The 15942-nt window shown below is 55.0% G+C and carries 12 protein-coding genes; 1 reads left to right on the top strand and 11 read right to left on the bottom strand.

Annotated elements, in window-relative coordinates; all coding sequences use genetic code 11:
- Positions 1 to 10 precede the first annotated feature (10 nt).
- The 10 genes from cydB to sdhC all read right to left on the bottom strand — a co-directional run bounded on the left by cydB (position 11) and on the right by sdhC (position 12893).
- Positions 11 to 1150, bottom strand: coding sequence for a cytochrome d ubiquinol oxidase subunit II (gene cydB, locus FA92_RS04210; protein ID WP_033782344.1), 1140 nt, complete (start codon positions 1148 to 1150; stop codon positions 11 to 13).
- Between the two features lie 11 nt (positions 1151 to 1161).
- On the bottom strand, positions 1162 to 2733 hold the full coding sequence (gene cydA / locus FA92_RS04205; protein ID WP_033782343.1) for a cytochrome ubiquinol oxidase subunit I: 1572 nt from the start codon (positions 2731 to 2733) through the stop codon (positions 1162 to 1164).
- A gap of 574 nt (positions 2734 to 3307) precedes the next feature.
- Positions 3308 to 4183 carry a succinate--CoA ligase subunit alpha gene (gene sucD / locus FA92_RS04200; protein WP_013357147.1) on the bottom strand — a complete coding sequence of 292 codons (876 nt, stop codon included), beginning with the start codon at positions 4181 to 4183 and terminating at the stop codon, positions 3308 to 3310.
- Positions 4183 to 5349, bottom strand: a complete 1167-nt coding sequence (gene sucC / locus FA92_RS04195; RefSeq protein ID WP_003853151.1) for an ADP-forming succinate--CoA ligase subunit beta — start codon at positions 5347 to 5349, stop codon at positions 4183 to 4185. Before sucC ends, sucD begins: the two co-directional genes overlap by 1 nt.
- 67 nt (positions 5350 to 5416) lie before the next feature.
- On the bottom strand, positions 5417 to 6640 hold the full coding sequence (odhB, locus tag FA92_RS04190; protein WP_033782342.1) for a 2-oxoglutarate dehydrogenase complex dihydrolipoyllysine-residue succinyltransferase: 1224 nt from the start codon (positions 6638 to 6640) through the stop codon (positions 5417 to 5419).
- 15 nt (positions 6641 to 6655) lie between these two features.
- Positions 6656 to 9463 (bottom strand): 2-oxoglutarate dehydrogenase E1 component, encoded by a 2808-nt coding sequence (gene sucA / locus FA92_RS04185; RefSeq protein WP_033731875.1) that lies wholly within the window; start codon positions 9461 to 9463, stop codon positions 6656 to 6658.
- A gap of 201 nt (positions 9464 to 9664) precedes the next feature.
- Positions 9665 to 10381, bottom strand: coding sequence for a succinate dehydrogenase iron-sulfur subunit (locus tag FA92_RS04180; protein ID WP_013357144.1), 717 nt, complete (start codon positions 10379 to 10381; stop codon positions 9665 to 9667).
- A gap of 14 nt (positions 10382 to 10395) precedes the next feature.
- Complete coding sequence (sdhA, locus tag FA92_RS04175) at positions 10396 to 12162, bottom strand: succinate dehydrogenase flavoprotein subunit (RefSeq protein WP_013357143.1); 1767 nt, start codon at positions 12160 to 12162, stop codon at positions 10396 to 10398.
- The gene (gene sdhD / locus FA92_RS04170; RefSeq protein ID WP_009091417.1) at positions 12163 to 12510 is read right to left on the bottom strand and encodes a succinate dehydrogenase membrane anchor subunit; all 348 of its coding nucleotides are present in this window, start codon (positions 12508 to 12510) and stop codon (positions 12163 to 12165) included. It abuts the gene before it with no gap.
- Positions 12504 to 12893: a succinate dehydrogenase cytochrome b556 subunit gene (sdhC, locus tag FA92_RS04165; protein ID WP_033782341.1), complete on the bottom strand. Its 390-nt coding sequence runs from the start codon at positions 12891 to 12893 to the stop codon at positions 12504 to 12506. Before sdhC ends, sdhD begins: the two co-directional genes overlap by 7 nt.
- A 633-nt stretch (positions 12894 to 13526) precedes the next feature.
- Here sdhC and FA92_RS04160 point away from each other — a divergent pair.
- Positions 13527 to 14810, top strand: coding sequence for a citrate synthase (locus FA92_RS04160; RefSeq protein WP_013357141.1), 1284 nt, complete (start codon positions 13527 to 13529; stop codon positions 14808 to 14810).
- Between the two features lie 338 nt (positions 14811 to 15148).
- Here FA92_RS04160 and nei read toward each other — a convergent pair whose 3' ends face one another.
- The gene (gene nei / locus FA92_RS04155; protein ID WP_013357140.1) at positions 15149 to 15937 is read right to left on the bottom strand and encodes an endonuclease VIII; all 789 of its coding nucleotides are present in this window, start codon (positions 15935 to 15937) and stop codon (positions 15149 to 15151) included.
- Positions 15938 to 15942: the final 5 nt, after the last annotated feature.

The raw sequence follows: 15942 nt of genomic DNA, 5'->3' as shown, positions 1-15942 counted from the left end.
ATCTCCTTTATTAATAGAGTGAGTGACTGTTGCTTTCAATCTGCTCTTTGGTAATACGGCCAAACATTTTCCAGTAGCACCAGGTGGTGTAAATCAGAATGATTGGGACAAAGATAGCGGCGGCCACGGTCATGGTTTGCAGCGTCAGCAGACTGGACGTGGCGTCCCACATGGTCAGGCTGGTCCCCGGTACGGTGCTGGATGGCATGATGAACGGAAACATCGCAATGCCGGCGGTCATGATGACGCAGGCCAGCGTCAGTGATGAGAACAGGAACGCCCAGGCGCCCTTCTCAATCCGCGAGCAGAGTACGGTCAGCAGCGGCAGCACCGAACCAAGCAGCGGGAACAGCCACAGTACAGGATGGTTCTGGAAGTTGACCATCCAGGCACCCGCTTCGCGCACGACGGTTTTTCCCAGTGGGTTCGAGGCGGCGAAGTGATCCATTGTGCTGGTCACCACATAACCATCGATACCGTATTTCACCCAGACACCCGCCAGGATGAAGCAGACCATCATCACCAGCGCGGCAAGTTGTGCAGCGGTACGCGAACGCAGATGCAGTTCGCCAGTGGTGCGCATCTGCAGGTAGGTTGCGCCCTGTGCCAGAATCATCGCCACACTGACTACACCCGCCAGCAGGCCAAACGGATTCAGCAGCTGGAAGAAGTTGCCGGTATAGAACAGGCGCAGATACGCATCGGCATGGAACGGCACGCCCTGTAACAGGTTGCCAAAGGCCACGCCAATCACCAGCGGTGGCACGAAGCTGCCAATGAAAATGCCCCAGTCCCAGGCACCGCGCCAGCGGTTATCTTCAATCTTCGAGCGGTAATCGAAACCGACCGGACGGAAGAAGAGTGACGCGAGCACCAGAATCATCGCCACATAGAAGCCGGAGAAGGCTGCCGCGTAGACCATTGGCCAGGCGGCAAACAGTGCGCCACCCGCGGTAATCAGCCAGACCTGGTTACCGTCCCAGTGCGGGGCGATACTGTTAATCATGATGCGACGTTCAGTATCGGTGCGGCCCAGAATGCGTGTCAGCATGCCGACGCCCATATCAAAACCATCTGCGACAGCAAAGCCAATCAGCAGCACGCCAATCAGCAGCCACCAGACAAAGCGCAGAACTTCATAATCAAACATGGTCGCTCTCCTTATCCCTGAACCGGCTGAGTGGTTGCCGTAATCTGCTCATGATGATATCGCCCGGTTTTCAGGCTGCTCGGCCCAAGGCGGGCGAATTTGAACATCAGGTACATCTCTGCCACCAGGAACAGCGTGTAGAGTCCGCAGATCAGGATCATTGAGAACAGCAGATCGCCAACAGTCAGCGAGGAGTTGGCCACCGCGGTCGGCAGGATTTCACCGATAGCCCAGGGCTGACGACCATACTCGGCTACGAACCAGCCTGACTCGACGGCAATCCAGGGTAACGGAATACCAAACAGCGCCGCTTTCAGTAACCAGCGATTTTTGCCCACGCGATTGCGTATTACGCTCCAGAAAGAGAGCGTGATAATGGCCAGCAGCAGTACGCCACACAGCACCATAATGCGGAATGCGAAATAGAGCGGCGCTACGCGCGGGATAGAGTCCTGCGTCGCCTGTTCGATCTGCGCTTCGGTCGCATCCGCCACATTGTCGGTATAGCGCTTCAGCAGCAGACCATAACCGAGATCCTGCTTGTGACTGTTGAACGCGTCACGTACTGCGGGATCCTGACTGCCGCTGCGCAGTTCATTCAGCAACGTGTAGGCTTTCATGCCGTTGCGGATGCGCACTTCATGTTGAGCCATCAGATCTTTAAGGCCGGTGACCGGCTTATCGATGGATCGGGTCGCGATCAGGCCCAGCAGCCACGGGATCTGCACGGCATACCGGTTCTCCTGCGTTGCCTGATCGGGCAGGCCAAACAGCGTAAATGAGGCGGGTGCCGGCTGGGTTTCCCACTCCGCTTCGATAGCGGCCAGCTTGGTTTTCTGCACGTCGCCCATTTCATAGCCTGACTCATCGCCCAGCAGAATGACGGAGAGGACCGCCGCCATGCCAAAGCTGGCCGCAATAGCGAACGAGCGTTTAGCAAAAGCAAGGTCGCGCCCTTTCAGCATGTACCACGCGCTGATGCCCAGAATGAACATCGCACCGGTCGTGTAACCGGCCGCAACGGTGTGAACGAATTTCACCTGCGCCACCGGGTTCAGTACCAGCTCTGAGAAGCTGACCATCTCCATGCGCATGGTTTCGAAGTTGAATTCAGAGGCGATGGGGTTCTGCATCCAGCCGTTAGCAACCAGAATCCACAGCGCGGACATGTTCGAGCCCAGCGCCACCAGCCAGGTCACCGCCATGTGCTGCACTTTACCCAGCCGATCCCAGCCAAAAAAGAACAGGCCGACAAAGGTCGATTCCAGGAAGAACGCCATCAGACCTTCAATGGCGAGCGGCGCGCCGAAGATATCGCCGACGTAGTGAGAGTAATATGACCAGTTTGTTCCGAACTGAAATTCCATGGTCAGGCCGGTAGCGACACCCAGCGCAAAGTTAATACCAAATAACTTGCCCCAGAACTTCGTCATATCTTTATAAATTTGTTTACCGCTCAGGACATAGACCGTCTCCATGATCGCCAGTAAAAACGCCATACCCAGCGTTAGAGGGACGAACAGAAAATGGTACATCGCTGTTAAGGCAAACTGTAACCGCGACAGTTCGACGATATCTAACATAATGACTCCTTGCTCCTCGCTTTGTCTCCGTCACGCGCGCGATCAGAACGAACGTAATCAGAGTCAGGAACGACTGTTTATTGATTCCAGTTTTTTATGACCAGCAGAACAGATTTGTGAGCTGCCCGAACAGGCGAGTAGCGAATAAAGCAGCTCTGAAAATTGTCAATCCGCGCTTTCATTAACGCGTGCTTTAACAGGAGAAAAGCGGGTGTCATCCCGGGTTGAGCAGACGTTTGAAAATTTGTGTAAAAGGCTGGATTGATGCAGCGCAATTTACGCTCTTAGCGTTGCGCTTTGCCAGCGATATAGTTGGATATAAATCGCGATTAATTGATCTGGATTAACACAATAAGTTTCCAGATAGAGTCAGGTGGGTTTCTTGTTAATGAGATGTCATTGATGAAATAAGGCGTGGAAAAATAGTTTACCTTTGCCACTTTTTATTAACGTAACTAATACCTGCGTGGTTATCTGACCACGCCCTCTTTTCTTTAAATGTCTGGGTGATGTCTGTGTGTTACCGGCATAAAAAAAGCCACCCGGAGGTGGCTTAGTCTCAGATGACGACGACTTATTTTGCCGGTAATACGGCTTTAACTGCGTCACCGATGTCAGCCAGGCTGCGAACGGTTTTCACGCCTGCGGCTTCCAGTGCAGCAAATTTCTCATCTGCTGTACCTTTACCACCGGCAATGATGGCGCCCGCATGGCCCATGCGCTTGCCTTTCGGCGCGGTGACGCCAGCAATGTAGCCTACAACCGGCTTGGTCACGTGCTCTTTGATGAAGGCTGCGGCTTCTTCTTCTGCGCTGCCACCGATTTCACCGATCATCACGATCGCTTCAGTCTGTGGATCATCCTGGAACATTTTCAGGATGTCGATGAAGTTAGAGCCAGGGATCGGGTCACCACCGATGCCGACGCAGGTTGACTGGCCGTAGCCGATGTCAGTGGTCTGCTTAACTGCTTCATAGGTCAGGGTGCCTGAACGGGATACGATACCGACACGGCCCGGCTGGTGAATGTGGCCTGGCATGATGCCGATCTTACATTCACCTGGGGTGATTACGCCCGGACAGTTTGGACCGATCATCCGCACGCCCGCTTCATCCAGCTTCACTTTCACAGTCAGCATATCCAGCGTCGGGATACCTTCGGTGATGGTGATGATCAGCTTGATGCCCGCTTCGATCGCTTCCAGGATGCCATCTTTACAGAAAGGTGCCGGAACGTAGATCACGGTGGCAGTTGCGCCGGTCGCTTCTACCGCTTCGCGTACGGTGTTGAACACCGGCAGGCCGAGATGCGTCGTGCCGCCTTTGCCTGGCGTCACGCCGCCAACCAGCTGAGTACCGTAAGCCAGCGCCTGCTCAGAATGGAAAGTCCCCTGGCCACCGGTGAAACCCTGGCAAATGACTTTGGTGTTTTTGTCGATCAGAATGGACATTATTTACCCTCCGCGGCAGCAACAACACGCTGTGCGGCGTCTGTCAGGCTGGTTGCTGCAATGATGTTCAGACCGCTGTCCGCCAGTTTCTGTGCGCCCAGCTCGGCGTTGTTACCTTCCAGACGTACCACCACTGGCACGTTAACACCCACTTCAGCGACTGCGCCGATGATGCCGTCGGCAATCAGGTCACAGCGTACGATACCGCCGAAGATGTTAACGAAGACGGCTTTAACCGCATCGTCAGACAGGATGATTTTGAAGGCTTCGGTCACGCGCTCTTTAGTTGCGCCGCCGCCGACATCAAGGAAGTTGGCTGGCTGACCGCCATGGTGCTTAACGATGTCCATGGTGCCCATCGCCAGACCTGCGCCGTTAACCATACAACCGATGTTGCCTTCCAGCGCAACATAGTTCAGTTCCCACTGTGTCGCATGCGCTTCACGTGGGTCTTCCTGGCTTGGATCGCGCATTTCGCGCAGCTCTGGCTGGCGGAACAGGGCATTGCCATCGGCGCCCAGTTTGCCATCCAGGCAGATCAGATCGCCCTGCTTAGTGATGACCAGCGGGTTGATCTCAACCATCGCCAGATCGCGCTCCAGGAACAGCGTTGCCAGGCCCATGAAGATCTTGGTGAACTGACCAACCAGCTTACCGGTCAGGCCCAGTTTGAATGCCAGCTCGCGGCCCTGATAAGGCTGCGGACCGGTCAGTGGGTCCAGCGCCATTTTGTGGATCAGGTGCGGGGTCTCTTCCGCCACTTTTTCGATTTCCACGCCGCCTTCGGTTGAGGCCATGAAAATCACGCGACGCGTTGCGCGATCGACCACAGCGCCCAGGTAGAGCTCCTGATCGATGTCGGTTGCCGCTTCAACCAGAATCTGGTTTACCGGCTGGCCGTTTGCGTCTGTCTGATAGGTCACCAGACGTTTGCCCAGCCAGTTTTCAGCAAATGCGCGAATCTCTTCTTTGCTGTTAACCACTTTCACACCGCCCGCTTTACCGCGGCCACCGGCATGAACCTGACATTTAACTACCCACGGGCCTGCGCCAATTTTAGAGGCTGCTTCTTCCGCTTCACGTGGTGTAGTACAGGCGTAACCCGTTGGTGCCGGCATGCCATACCGTGCAAACAGTTGTTTCGCCTGGTATTCGTGTAAGTTCATGATGTTCTATCCATTCAGGTCTGAAAAGAGTATTGAGGTTGGGCGCGCGAGGCGCGCCCGGTGAAAATCAGACATCCAGCAGCAGACGCGCCGGATCTTCCAGCATCTCTTTCACTGCAACCAGATAACCCACTGATTCACGGCCATCGATCAGACGGTGATCGTAGGAGAGCGCCAGGTACATCATTGGCAGCACCACAACCTGACCATTGACCGCCATCGGGCGATCTTTGATAGCGTGCATGCCCAGGATGGCGCTCTGCGGTGGGTTGATGATCGGGGTGGACATCAGGGAACCAAAGACGCCGCCATTGGTAATGGTGAAGTTACCGCCGGTCAGATCTTCTACTGTCAGCTTGCCGTCACGGCCTTTCACTGCCAGCTCTTTGATTTTCTTCTCAATGTCCGCCATGCTCAGCGCATCAACGTCACGCAGAACCGGTGTCACCAGACCGCGTGGCGTAGAGACCGCGATGCTGACGTCGAAGTAGTTGTGGTAAACCACATCTTCGCCATCGATGGAGGCATTCACTTCCGGATAGCGTTTCAGTGCTTCAACAACCGCTTTGATGTAGAAGGACATGAAGCCCAGACGTACACCGTGACGCTTCTCGAAGGCCTCACCATACTGCTTACGCAGATCCATGATGGGCTTCATGTTGATTTCGTTGAAGGTGGTCAGCATCGCAGTGCTGTTTTTCGCTTCCAGCAGACGCTCGGCAACACGCTTACGCAGACGGGTCATCGGCACGCGTTTTTCGCTGCGATTCGCCACAGGCTGCTGCACAGCTGCAGTTTCTGCCGCAGGTGCGGCGGCTTTGCCAGCCTGCGGTTTGTTGGCCAGATGTTTTTCAACATCTTCACGGGTCAGACGTCCGCCCACACCGCTGCCTTTGATCTGCGAAGCATCAAGGTTGTGCTCGGCAATCAGACGGCGGATGGCCGGGCTGAGCGCATCATTGCTCTCTTCTTCCAGTGACGCAGTCTGACGCTGAGCCGGGGTAGACTCTTTGCTTTCAGACTTCGCGCTGGTCTCTTTACCGGCACTGTTGCCCTCTTTCAGACGACCCAGAATCTGGCGTGAAGTGACGGTGGCGCCCTCTTCTTCCAGAACCGCTTCCAGAATACCGTCAGCAGAGGCTGGCACTTCCAGCACCACTTTGTCGGTTTCGATTTCGACCAGCACTTCATCGCGAGTCACTGCATCGCCTGGTTTTTTGTGCCAGGTTGCCACGGAGGCATCGGCAACCGATTCAGGCAGGTCGGGAACGAGAATATCTACGCTACTCATTATCTTTCCTTTTAATTAATTAACGTTCAGCGCGTCATTAACCAGGTCTTGCTGCTGTTGTTGGTGTACGGACATGTAACCCACGGCCGGTGAGGCGGAGGCCGGGCGGCCTGCATAACGTAAGGTCGCACCAAACGGCACAACTTCACGGAAATGATGCTGGCTGCAATACCAGGCGCCCTGATTCAGCGGCTCTTCCTGACACCAGACAAAATCCTGTACGTGGGAATACGCTTTTAATGCTTCCTGAACCGCGTGATGCGGGAACGGATAGAGCTGCTCGATACGGACAATCGCCACATCGGTCTGCTCATTTTTACGACGCTGCTCAAGCAGGTCGTAATAGACTTTACCGGAGCACAGCACGACGCGTTTCACGCCCTGCGCATCCAGATTATCCACTTCGCCAATCGCCGGCTGGAAGCTGCCGTTAGCCAGTTCATCCAGCGTGGAGATCGCCAGCGGATGACGCAGCAGCGATTTCGGCGACATCACAATCAGCGGACGGCGCATACCGCGCAGCGCCTGACGACGCAGCATATGGTAAACCTGCGCAGGCGTTGACGGTACGCAGACCTGCATGTTCTGCTCAGCGCAGAGTTGCAGATAACGCTCCAGACGCGCAGACGAGTGCTCTGGCCCCTGACCTTCATAGCCGTGCGGCAGCAGCATGACCAGGCCACACATACGGCCCCATTTCTGCTCACCGGAGCTGATGAACTGGTCGATAACAACCTGTGCACCGTTGGCGAAGTCACCAAACTGCGCTTCCCAGATGGTCAGGATGCGTGGCTCAGCAGTGGCGTAGCCATATTCAAAGGCCAGTACCGCCTCTTCTGACAGCACGGAGTCCCAGACTTTGAACTGGCCCTGACCGCTGTGCACATGGTGCAGAGGGGTATAGGTTGAGCCGTTTGCCTGGTTATGAACCACCGCGTGACGGTGGAAGAAGGTGCCGCGACCGGTATCTTCACCCGACAGACGCACCGGAATGCCTTCATCAACCAGCGTGGCGTAGGCCAGGTTTTCCGCGCCGCCCCAGTCAAAGGCTTTCTCGCCTTCAGCCATCAGACGACGGTCGTTATAAATCTTGGCAACACGCGACTGCACCTCAACCTCTTCAGGTACCTGGCTGATACGCAGCGCCAGCTCCTTCAGACGTTTCATGTCGACCTGGGCCGGATAAGGCTCATCCCACTCATGGTTCAGGTAAGGTGACCAGGTAAAGGAGTGCAGGCTCATCGGACGCCATTCTGGTACTACGCACTCGCCCGCATCCAGCGCATCACGGTAAAGATTGACCATTTCGGTCGCATCTTCCTGCGTGGCAACGGCTTCACCTTCCAGACGGTCGGCGTAAATTTTACGCGGCGTCGGGTGCTTTTTGATTTTCTGGTACATCAGCGGCTGAGTCGCACTTGGCTCATCGGCCTCGTTGTGGCCATGACGGCGATAGCAGACCAGATCGATAAACACATCACGCTTAAAGGTGTTGCGATAGTCGAGCGCCAGGCGGGTCACAAAGGCGACCGCTTCCGGGTCATCCGCGTTGACGTGGAAAATCGGTGCCAGCACCATTTTGCCGATGTCGGTGCAGTAAGGCGTTGAACGCGCATCTTTCGGGTTGGACGTCGTAAAACCAACCTGGTTGTTGATGACGATGCGAACAGTACCGCCCACTTCATAACCGCGTGCCTGTGACATGTTCAGGGTTTCCTGAACCACGCCCTGGCCAATCACCGCCGCGTCACCATGAATGGTGATCGGCAGGACTTTATTGCTCGCAGGCTCATCCAGTCGATCCAGACGGGCACGCACGGAACCCATAACGACCGGGCTGACAATCTCCAGGTGTGACGGGTTAAACGCCAGCGCCAGGTGAACCAGGCCGCCTTCGGTTTCCACGTCAGAAGAGAAGCCCATGTGGTACTTCACGTCACCGGTGCCAAGATGCTCTTTATGCTTACCGGCGAACTCGTCGAACAGATCCTGTGGCTTTTTACCCAGCACATTGATCAGCACGTTGAGACGACCACGGTGCGCCATGCCCAGCACGACTTCACGGGTACCGCTCTTGCCAGCGTGACGGATCATTTCGCGCAGCATGGGCACCAGCGCATCGCCGCCTTCCAGCGAGAAGCGTTTGGCACCCGGGAATTTCGCCCCGAGATATTTTTCCAGCCCTTCTGCCGCGGTCAGCTCTTTCAGGAAACCTTTTTTCTCTTCGTTGCTGAACGCTGCACGGCCCGCCACAGACTCAAGACGCTGCTGGATCCAGCGCTTCTCATCCGTGTTGTTGATGTGCATATATTCCGCACCGATTGAGCCACAGTAGGTCTGCGTCAGCGCGTCGAAGAGATCGGCCAGCTTCATGGTCTCTTTACCGATGGCAAAAGAGCCTACGTTAAAGCTTTCCTGAAAATCGGCCTCGGTCAGGTCATGAAAAGCGGGATCAAGATCGGCGACCCGATCCTGTTTCCACAGGCCAAGCGGATCGAGATTGGCGTGCTGATGACCGCGAAAACGAAACGCGTTGATCAGCTGCAGCACTTTCACTTGCTTGGAGTTGGTTTCCGGATCGGAGACAGATGAGGTGTAACGAGATGCGTCTTTCGCCAGGCGACGGAAGTACTCACGTGTGGTGGAGTGAAACTGCTCAGGTTTCATTCCGGTGCCCGGTAACTGTTGGAACATCGAGCGCCACACTGCATCGACAGAGTCAGGATCGGTCAGGAAATCCTCATAGAGCTGCTCTATGTAAGACTGATTCGCGCCGGCCAGCCAGGAAGAGTCCAGCCAGGGCTTCATCGCGCTGTTCTGCATTGTGATCCCTTAAGCATTGCTATGCTTTTTTGAGGTTTCATTTGTTGCCGCTTTCGCGGTTTGCCGTAGTGAGTTCAGCGATACGAGCACTTTGCGCAGCGCGCGTGGCCCGTAAGGGAACCTTTGTAAACGTGGTCATCACCGCGCTTACAGAGGCTTCCGTTAAAACACCGGGAACCTGAGGTTCCCGGCAGAAACGACTTATGCGCCGCGCTGCAGCAGCATCGACTTGATATGGCCGATGGCGCGCGTCGGGTTCAGCCCTTTCGGACAGACACTCACACAGTTCATGATGCTATGGCAGCGGAATACGCTGAAAGCGTCATTCAGATTGTCGAGACGCGCATCCGTTTCAGTGTCGCGGCTGTCAATCAGGAAACGGTATGCCGCCAGCAGGCCGGCAGGACCGATGAACTTCTCAGGATTCCACCAGAATGATGGGCATGAGGTTGAGCAGCAGGCACAAAGAATACACTCGTACAGGCCATCCAGGTGCTCGCGCTCATCCGGTGACTGCAGATGCTCACGTGCTGGCGGATTTTCCCCATTATTCAACAGGAAAGGCTTTATTTTCTCATACTGCGCATAAAACTGGCTCATGTCTACGACCAGGTCACGCACAACCGGTAAGCCAGGCAATGGACGGATAACGATTTTCTGTTTGCCGTTGCCCAGGGCCGAGACCGGCGTAATGCAGGCCAGTCCATTTTTACCGTTCATGTTGAGGCCATCAGAGCCGCAGACGCCTTCACGACAGGAGCGACGAAACGCCAGCGTCGGATCTTTCTCTTTCAGGCGAATCAGCGCGTCCAGCAGCATCATGTCGCGACCATCTTCCGATTCCAGGGTGTAATCCTGCATGCGCGGCTTGTCATCGACGTCCGGATTGTAGCGATAAATTGAAAACTCGAGTCTCATGATCGTCTCCGAAATTAGTAGGTACGCACTTTCGGCGGGAACGCCGCGCGCAGTTTCGGCTGCATGTTCACCTCACGGCGCGTCATGCTTTCGGTTTCCGGGACATAAAGACTGTGGCACAGCCAGTTTTCATCATCTCGATCCGGGAAGTCGAAGCGACTGTGCGCACCGCGGCTCTCGGTGCGATAATTAGCCGCTACCGCCGTGGCAAAGGCCGTCTCCATCAGGTTATCCAGCTCCAGACACTCAATACGCTGGGTGTTGAAATCCGGTGAGCGGTCATCCAGACGCGCTGATTTCAGACGCTGGCGAATCTCTTTCAGCTCTTCCAGACCCTGCGCCATCGCGTCGCCTTCGCGGAATACAGAGAAGTTGTTCTGCATGCAGCGTTGTAGCGCTTTACGAATCTCAACCGGATCTTCACCGGTGGTGTTGTTTTCCCAGCGGTTGAAGCGCGCCATCGCAACGGCGATTTCATCTTCCGTGGCGTCACGCAGTTCGCCCTGCTCCTGAATACTCTCCAGCAGGTGCAGACCCGCTGCGCGGCCAAAGACCACCAGGTCAAGCAGTGAGTTGCCGCCCAGACGGTTGGCACCGTGTACCGATACGCAGGCAATTTCGCCGACAGCGAACAGGCCAGGAATCACCACATCTTCCCCCTGCTCATTCACACGCAGTGCCTGACCGGTCACTTTGGTCGGAATACCGCCCATCATGTAGTGGCAGGTCGGAATGACCGGGATAGGTTCTTTGATCGGATCGGCGTGAGCAAAGGTGCGTGACAGTTCGAGGATGCCAGGCAGACGTGACTCAAGCACCTCTTTACCCAGGTGATCGAGTTTCAGTTTGATGTGCGGGCCCCACGGACCGTCACAGCCGCGACCTTCACGGATTTCAATCATCATTGAGCGCGCAACGACGTCGCGGCCCGCCAGATCTTTGGCGTTTGGCGCATAACGCTCCATGAAGCGTTCGCCATGTTTGTTCAGCAGATAGCCGCCTTCACCACGGCAGCCCTCGGTGACCAGCACGCCCGCACCGGCGATACCGGTTGGGTGGAACTGCCACATCTCCATATCCTGCACCGGCACGCCCGCACGCAGTGCCATACCCACGCCGTCGCCGGTGTTGATATGTGCATTGGTGGTGGACTGATAGATACGGCCCGCGCCGCCGGTGGCCAGAATGGTCGCTTTCGCTTTGAAATAAACGGTTTCGCCGGTTTCGATGCAGATAGCGGTACAACCGACTACCGCGCCATCGGCGTTTTTCACCAGATCCAGTGCATACCACTCAGAGAAGATGGTGGTTTTGTTTTTCAGGTTCTGCTGATAAAGGGTATGCAAAAGGGCGTGGCCGGTACGGTCAGCTGCTGCAGCGGTACGTGCCGCCTGCTCGCCGCCGAAGTTCTTCGACTGACCACCAAACGGACGCTGATAGACACGACCATCTTCCAGACGCGAGAACGGCAGGCCCATGTGCTCCAGTTCCAGAATCGCTTCCGGGCCGGTTTTACACATATATTCAATCGCGTCCTGGTCACCGATGTAGTCGGAACCTTTGACGGTGTCGTACATATGCCATTCCCAGTTATCTTCATGGGTATTACCCAGCGCAACGGTAATACCGCCCTGCGCAGATACGGTGTGGGAACGGGTCGGGAAAACTTTCGACAACAGGGCACAGCTCTGGCCGGCCTGGGAGATTTGCAGTGCGGCCCGCATTCCTGCGCCACCTGCGCCGATCACCACGGCATCAAACTCTCTGATTGGCAAACTCATTTACACACCCCACACCACAACAAATCCATAAATCGCATACCACAGCAGCGCCACGACAATCACAAACTGCAACAACAGGCGCGTTGGCAGTGATTTAACGTAGTCTGTTAACACCTGCCACATGCCGATCCAGCCGTGAATCAGAATGGAGAACAGCGTCAGCAGCGTGAACACTTTAGTGAATGCCGAAGCGAAGAAGCCACGCCACAGGTCATAAGTCAGCGTGTCTGTCATCACCACGAAACCGAGGATGTAGACGATGTAGAGTGTAATGAGAATTGCAGTTGCCCGCAGCAGCAGCCAGTCCTGAATGCCGTTGCGACCCAATGCGGATGCATTGCTTACCATACGAGGACTCCCGCCAGAATTGCCAGCACGACAGTGATCACAAAAGTCATATGAGCAGAACGCTTGCCCACTTCCAGCGTTTCAGCCAGATAACCAAAATCCATCAACATATGACGAATCCCGCTCACCGCGTGATAGGCCAGCGCGGTTAAGATGCCCCACATGATGAACTTCGCGAAGAAGCCATCCATGATGGATGCAGCGTGCTGGAAACCTTCAGGAGAAGAGAGAGAGAGACCGAGCAGCCACAGCAGGATACCAATGGCAACCAGGGTGATTACGCCGGAGACGCGGTGGAGAATGGACGATATTGCAGTAACGGGAAACCGGATCGTCGAGAGATCCAAGTTGACAGGTCTTTGTTTTTTCACGGTTTTGCCCACACAGCTCTTTTTTATTTTGCTTCCTCCGGACCTGAGGCGGAGTCTAATCACGACGCGTGGCAGACTTTAACCGTCACCAAAAAAGCAACATCCAGTGTTAATTGACGCGGTAGTAAACGCTGGGTGGCTCCTGGTGTCAGGGTGTTCCGGAGACCTGCCTGGAGTATAGGAGGATCACATTCTGATTACAATTCCCCTACAAACTCTTTGGTATATTTTAGGTGGAACAGTGATCCTACTCACGATTTTCACAATTGATACAATTTTAATTATCTGATTTGACAATAGTTCAACAATTCAGTTACAAACTAAGTCTGTAAATTCCTATGATGCACAAAAGTTATGGGGATACACTTTCCCCTAAGCGCAAGTTATGTAACATTGCGAATATGAGCTTTAAAAAGCATCAGGTTATTGGTTACCAAGAAGTTATGTCCTGACCGGATCTTTAACAACCGCGATATGCAGCATGTCCATGGCTCACCGGTTCCTACTGGGAACGCGCCGCTCACTCTGTACCCTGCACACGCTTTATACCCGCAGAGTGATACCGTGTAGTTTTGCCAACCGCAACATGAACGCGTTTCAGGTGTCTAAAGATCCTTACCTACATAAGGCGCTATGGAGACGAAAATGACAGATAAAAAAGTAACGCTAACCCTGCAAGATGGAACATCTGTTGAACTGGACGTGCTGAAAGGTACGCTGGGCCAGGATGTGGTTGATGTCCGCGCTCTGGGTTCAAGTGGCCTGTTCACCTTCGATCCCGGTTTTACGTCTACAGCGTCCTGCGAATCTGCCATCACTTTTATCGATGGTGACGAAGGTATTCTGCTGCACCGTGGTTTCCCGATTTCTCAGCTGGCGACCCATTCTAACTATCTGGAAGTCTGCTATATCCTGCTGAACGGCGAAGCGCCGGACCAGAAACAGTTTGATGAGTTCCGTACCACCGTTACCCGTCACACCATGATTCATGAGCAGATTACCCGCCTGTTCCACGGCTTCCGTCGTGACTCGCATCCGATGGCGGTAATGTGCGGTGTGACCGGTGCACTGGCTGCGTTTTACCACGATTCACTGGACGTAAACATTGAGCGCCACCGCGAAATCGCGGCATTCCGTCTGCTCTCTAAGATGCCGACCATGGCAGCGATGTGTTACAAATATTCTATCGGCCAGCCGTTTGTTTATCCGCGCAATGACCTCTCTTACGCCGGTAACTTCCTGCACATGATGTTCGCCACGCCGTGCGAAGAGTACAAAGTGAACCCGGTGCTGGAACGCGCCATGGACCGTATCCTGATTCTGCATGCTGATCATGAGCAGAACGCCTCAACCTCTACCGTACGTACCGCCGGTTCAAGCGGCGCGAACCCGTTTGCCTGTATCGCCGCAGGGATCGCCTCTCTGTGGGGACCGGCGCACGGCGGTGCCAACGAAGCGACCCTGCGTATGCTGGAAGAGATCAGCACTGTTGAGCACATTCCGGAATTTGTTAAACGCGCCAAAGACAAGAATGACTCCTTCCGTCTGATGGGCTTTGGTCACCGCGTTTATAAAAACTATGATCCACGTGCAACCGTGATGCGCGATACCTGCCATGAAGTATTGAATGAGCTGGGTATGAAGGATGATCTGCTGGAAGTGGCGATGGAGCTGGAACACATTGCGCTGAACGACCCGTACTTCATCGAGCGTAAACTCTATCCAAACGTGGACTTCTACTCCGGTATCATTCTGAAAGCGATGGGTATTCCTTCGTCCATGTTTACAGTGATCTTCGCGATGGCCCGTACGGTTGGCTGGATTGCCCACTGGAAAGAGATGCACGACGAAGGCATGAAAATTGCCCGTCCGCGTCAGCTCTACACCGGTTATACCGAGCGCGAATTCAGCTCACAGCTGAAGAAGTAAGATTTGATGGATGGCGGAGAGGGATCTCCGCTCAGCCAGTTGATAAGCCTGCATATGGGTGAATCTGGCCGCAACGAATAAGTTCAACGCGCAGGAAACACGGTCAGAAGAGGAAAGCGTCCCGCGCCAGGGACAAAAACGCCGGGAGCGTTTTTGAACAACGCAAAGCGTTGGCCCGGCAACGGGCGCATCTCAGGGATGAGGTGCGTAATCGCGCGGGCCGAGCATGTCATGGATGACGGCTTTTGCGTCTTTCCGATCTGACCGTGTTTCCTGAGCAGGCTCGGTCTTACAGCAGCTTGTTTCTACCCTCACCCGCTTTTAACTTCATGCCCTTTCTATCCCTGACAACCCGGACACCAGTAAAAAGGCCGTGATGAAAGCGTGCCTTTCTCAATCACCGTGCCACAACGCCGGCATTTTTTGCCCTGCCGATGAAATACTTCAAACTGAAACGCCGCTTCCTCATGATATTTCTTCATGGTTCCACGCATCCGATAGGCATGACGTGGTACTGAAAGCAGTGCCTCGCTGAAAGCCGTCAGCTGATCGTCACTGAGATCCTGCGCCCGATGATTGGGCAGCAGTTGCGCCAGCCAGAGAATCTCGGCGCGCAGGTAATTCCCCAGCCCGGCCAGAAAAGCCTGATCCAGCAGCAGACCACTAAACTGTCGCCGCCGGAACCGGGGCGACAGCAGCCGCTCTTTCACCTCTTCAACGTTAAGCTGGCTGTTCAGCACATCCGGTCCGATGCGGGTCAGAAACGGATGCGCCGCCAGCGTATCTGCGTTGAGCAGTTCAATATCCGAGGCGCTGTAAAGCAGAATCGCTTTGCCTGCCGTCGCCAGCCGCACCCGCAACTGACGCGTGGTATTCAGTTCAGTATCGGGTTTCACGATGCGCCAGACACCATAAAGCTGGTTATGGCTGTAGAGCGTCAGGCCATTGCTGAAATGTGTCAGCAGCGCTTTGCCCCGCGTCTCAATCGCCTGCACCTGCTCACCAATCAGCGAGGGTTCGTAAGTCTTGAGCTGAGGAAACGCGAACCACGCCTCCGTTAACGGCTGCCCCACAATGGCGGCTTCAAGCTTATCCGCCACGCGGCGAATTTCCGGTCCTTCAGGCATCGTTC

It is taken from the genome of Pantoea sp. 9140, from assembly GCF_000745295.1.
Taxonomy (GTDB): Bacteria; Pseudomonadota; Gammaproteobacteria; order Enterobacterales; family Enterobacteriaceae; genus Pantoea; species Pantoea vagans.
Note: the sequence above shows the minus strand (reverse complement) of the source record. Positions and strands in the feature narration are given on the sequence as shown.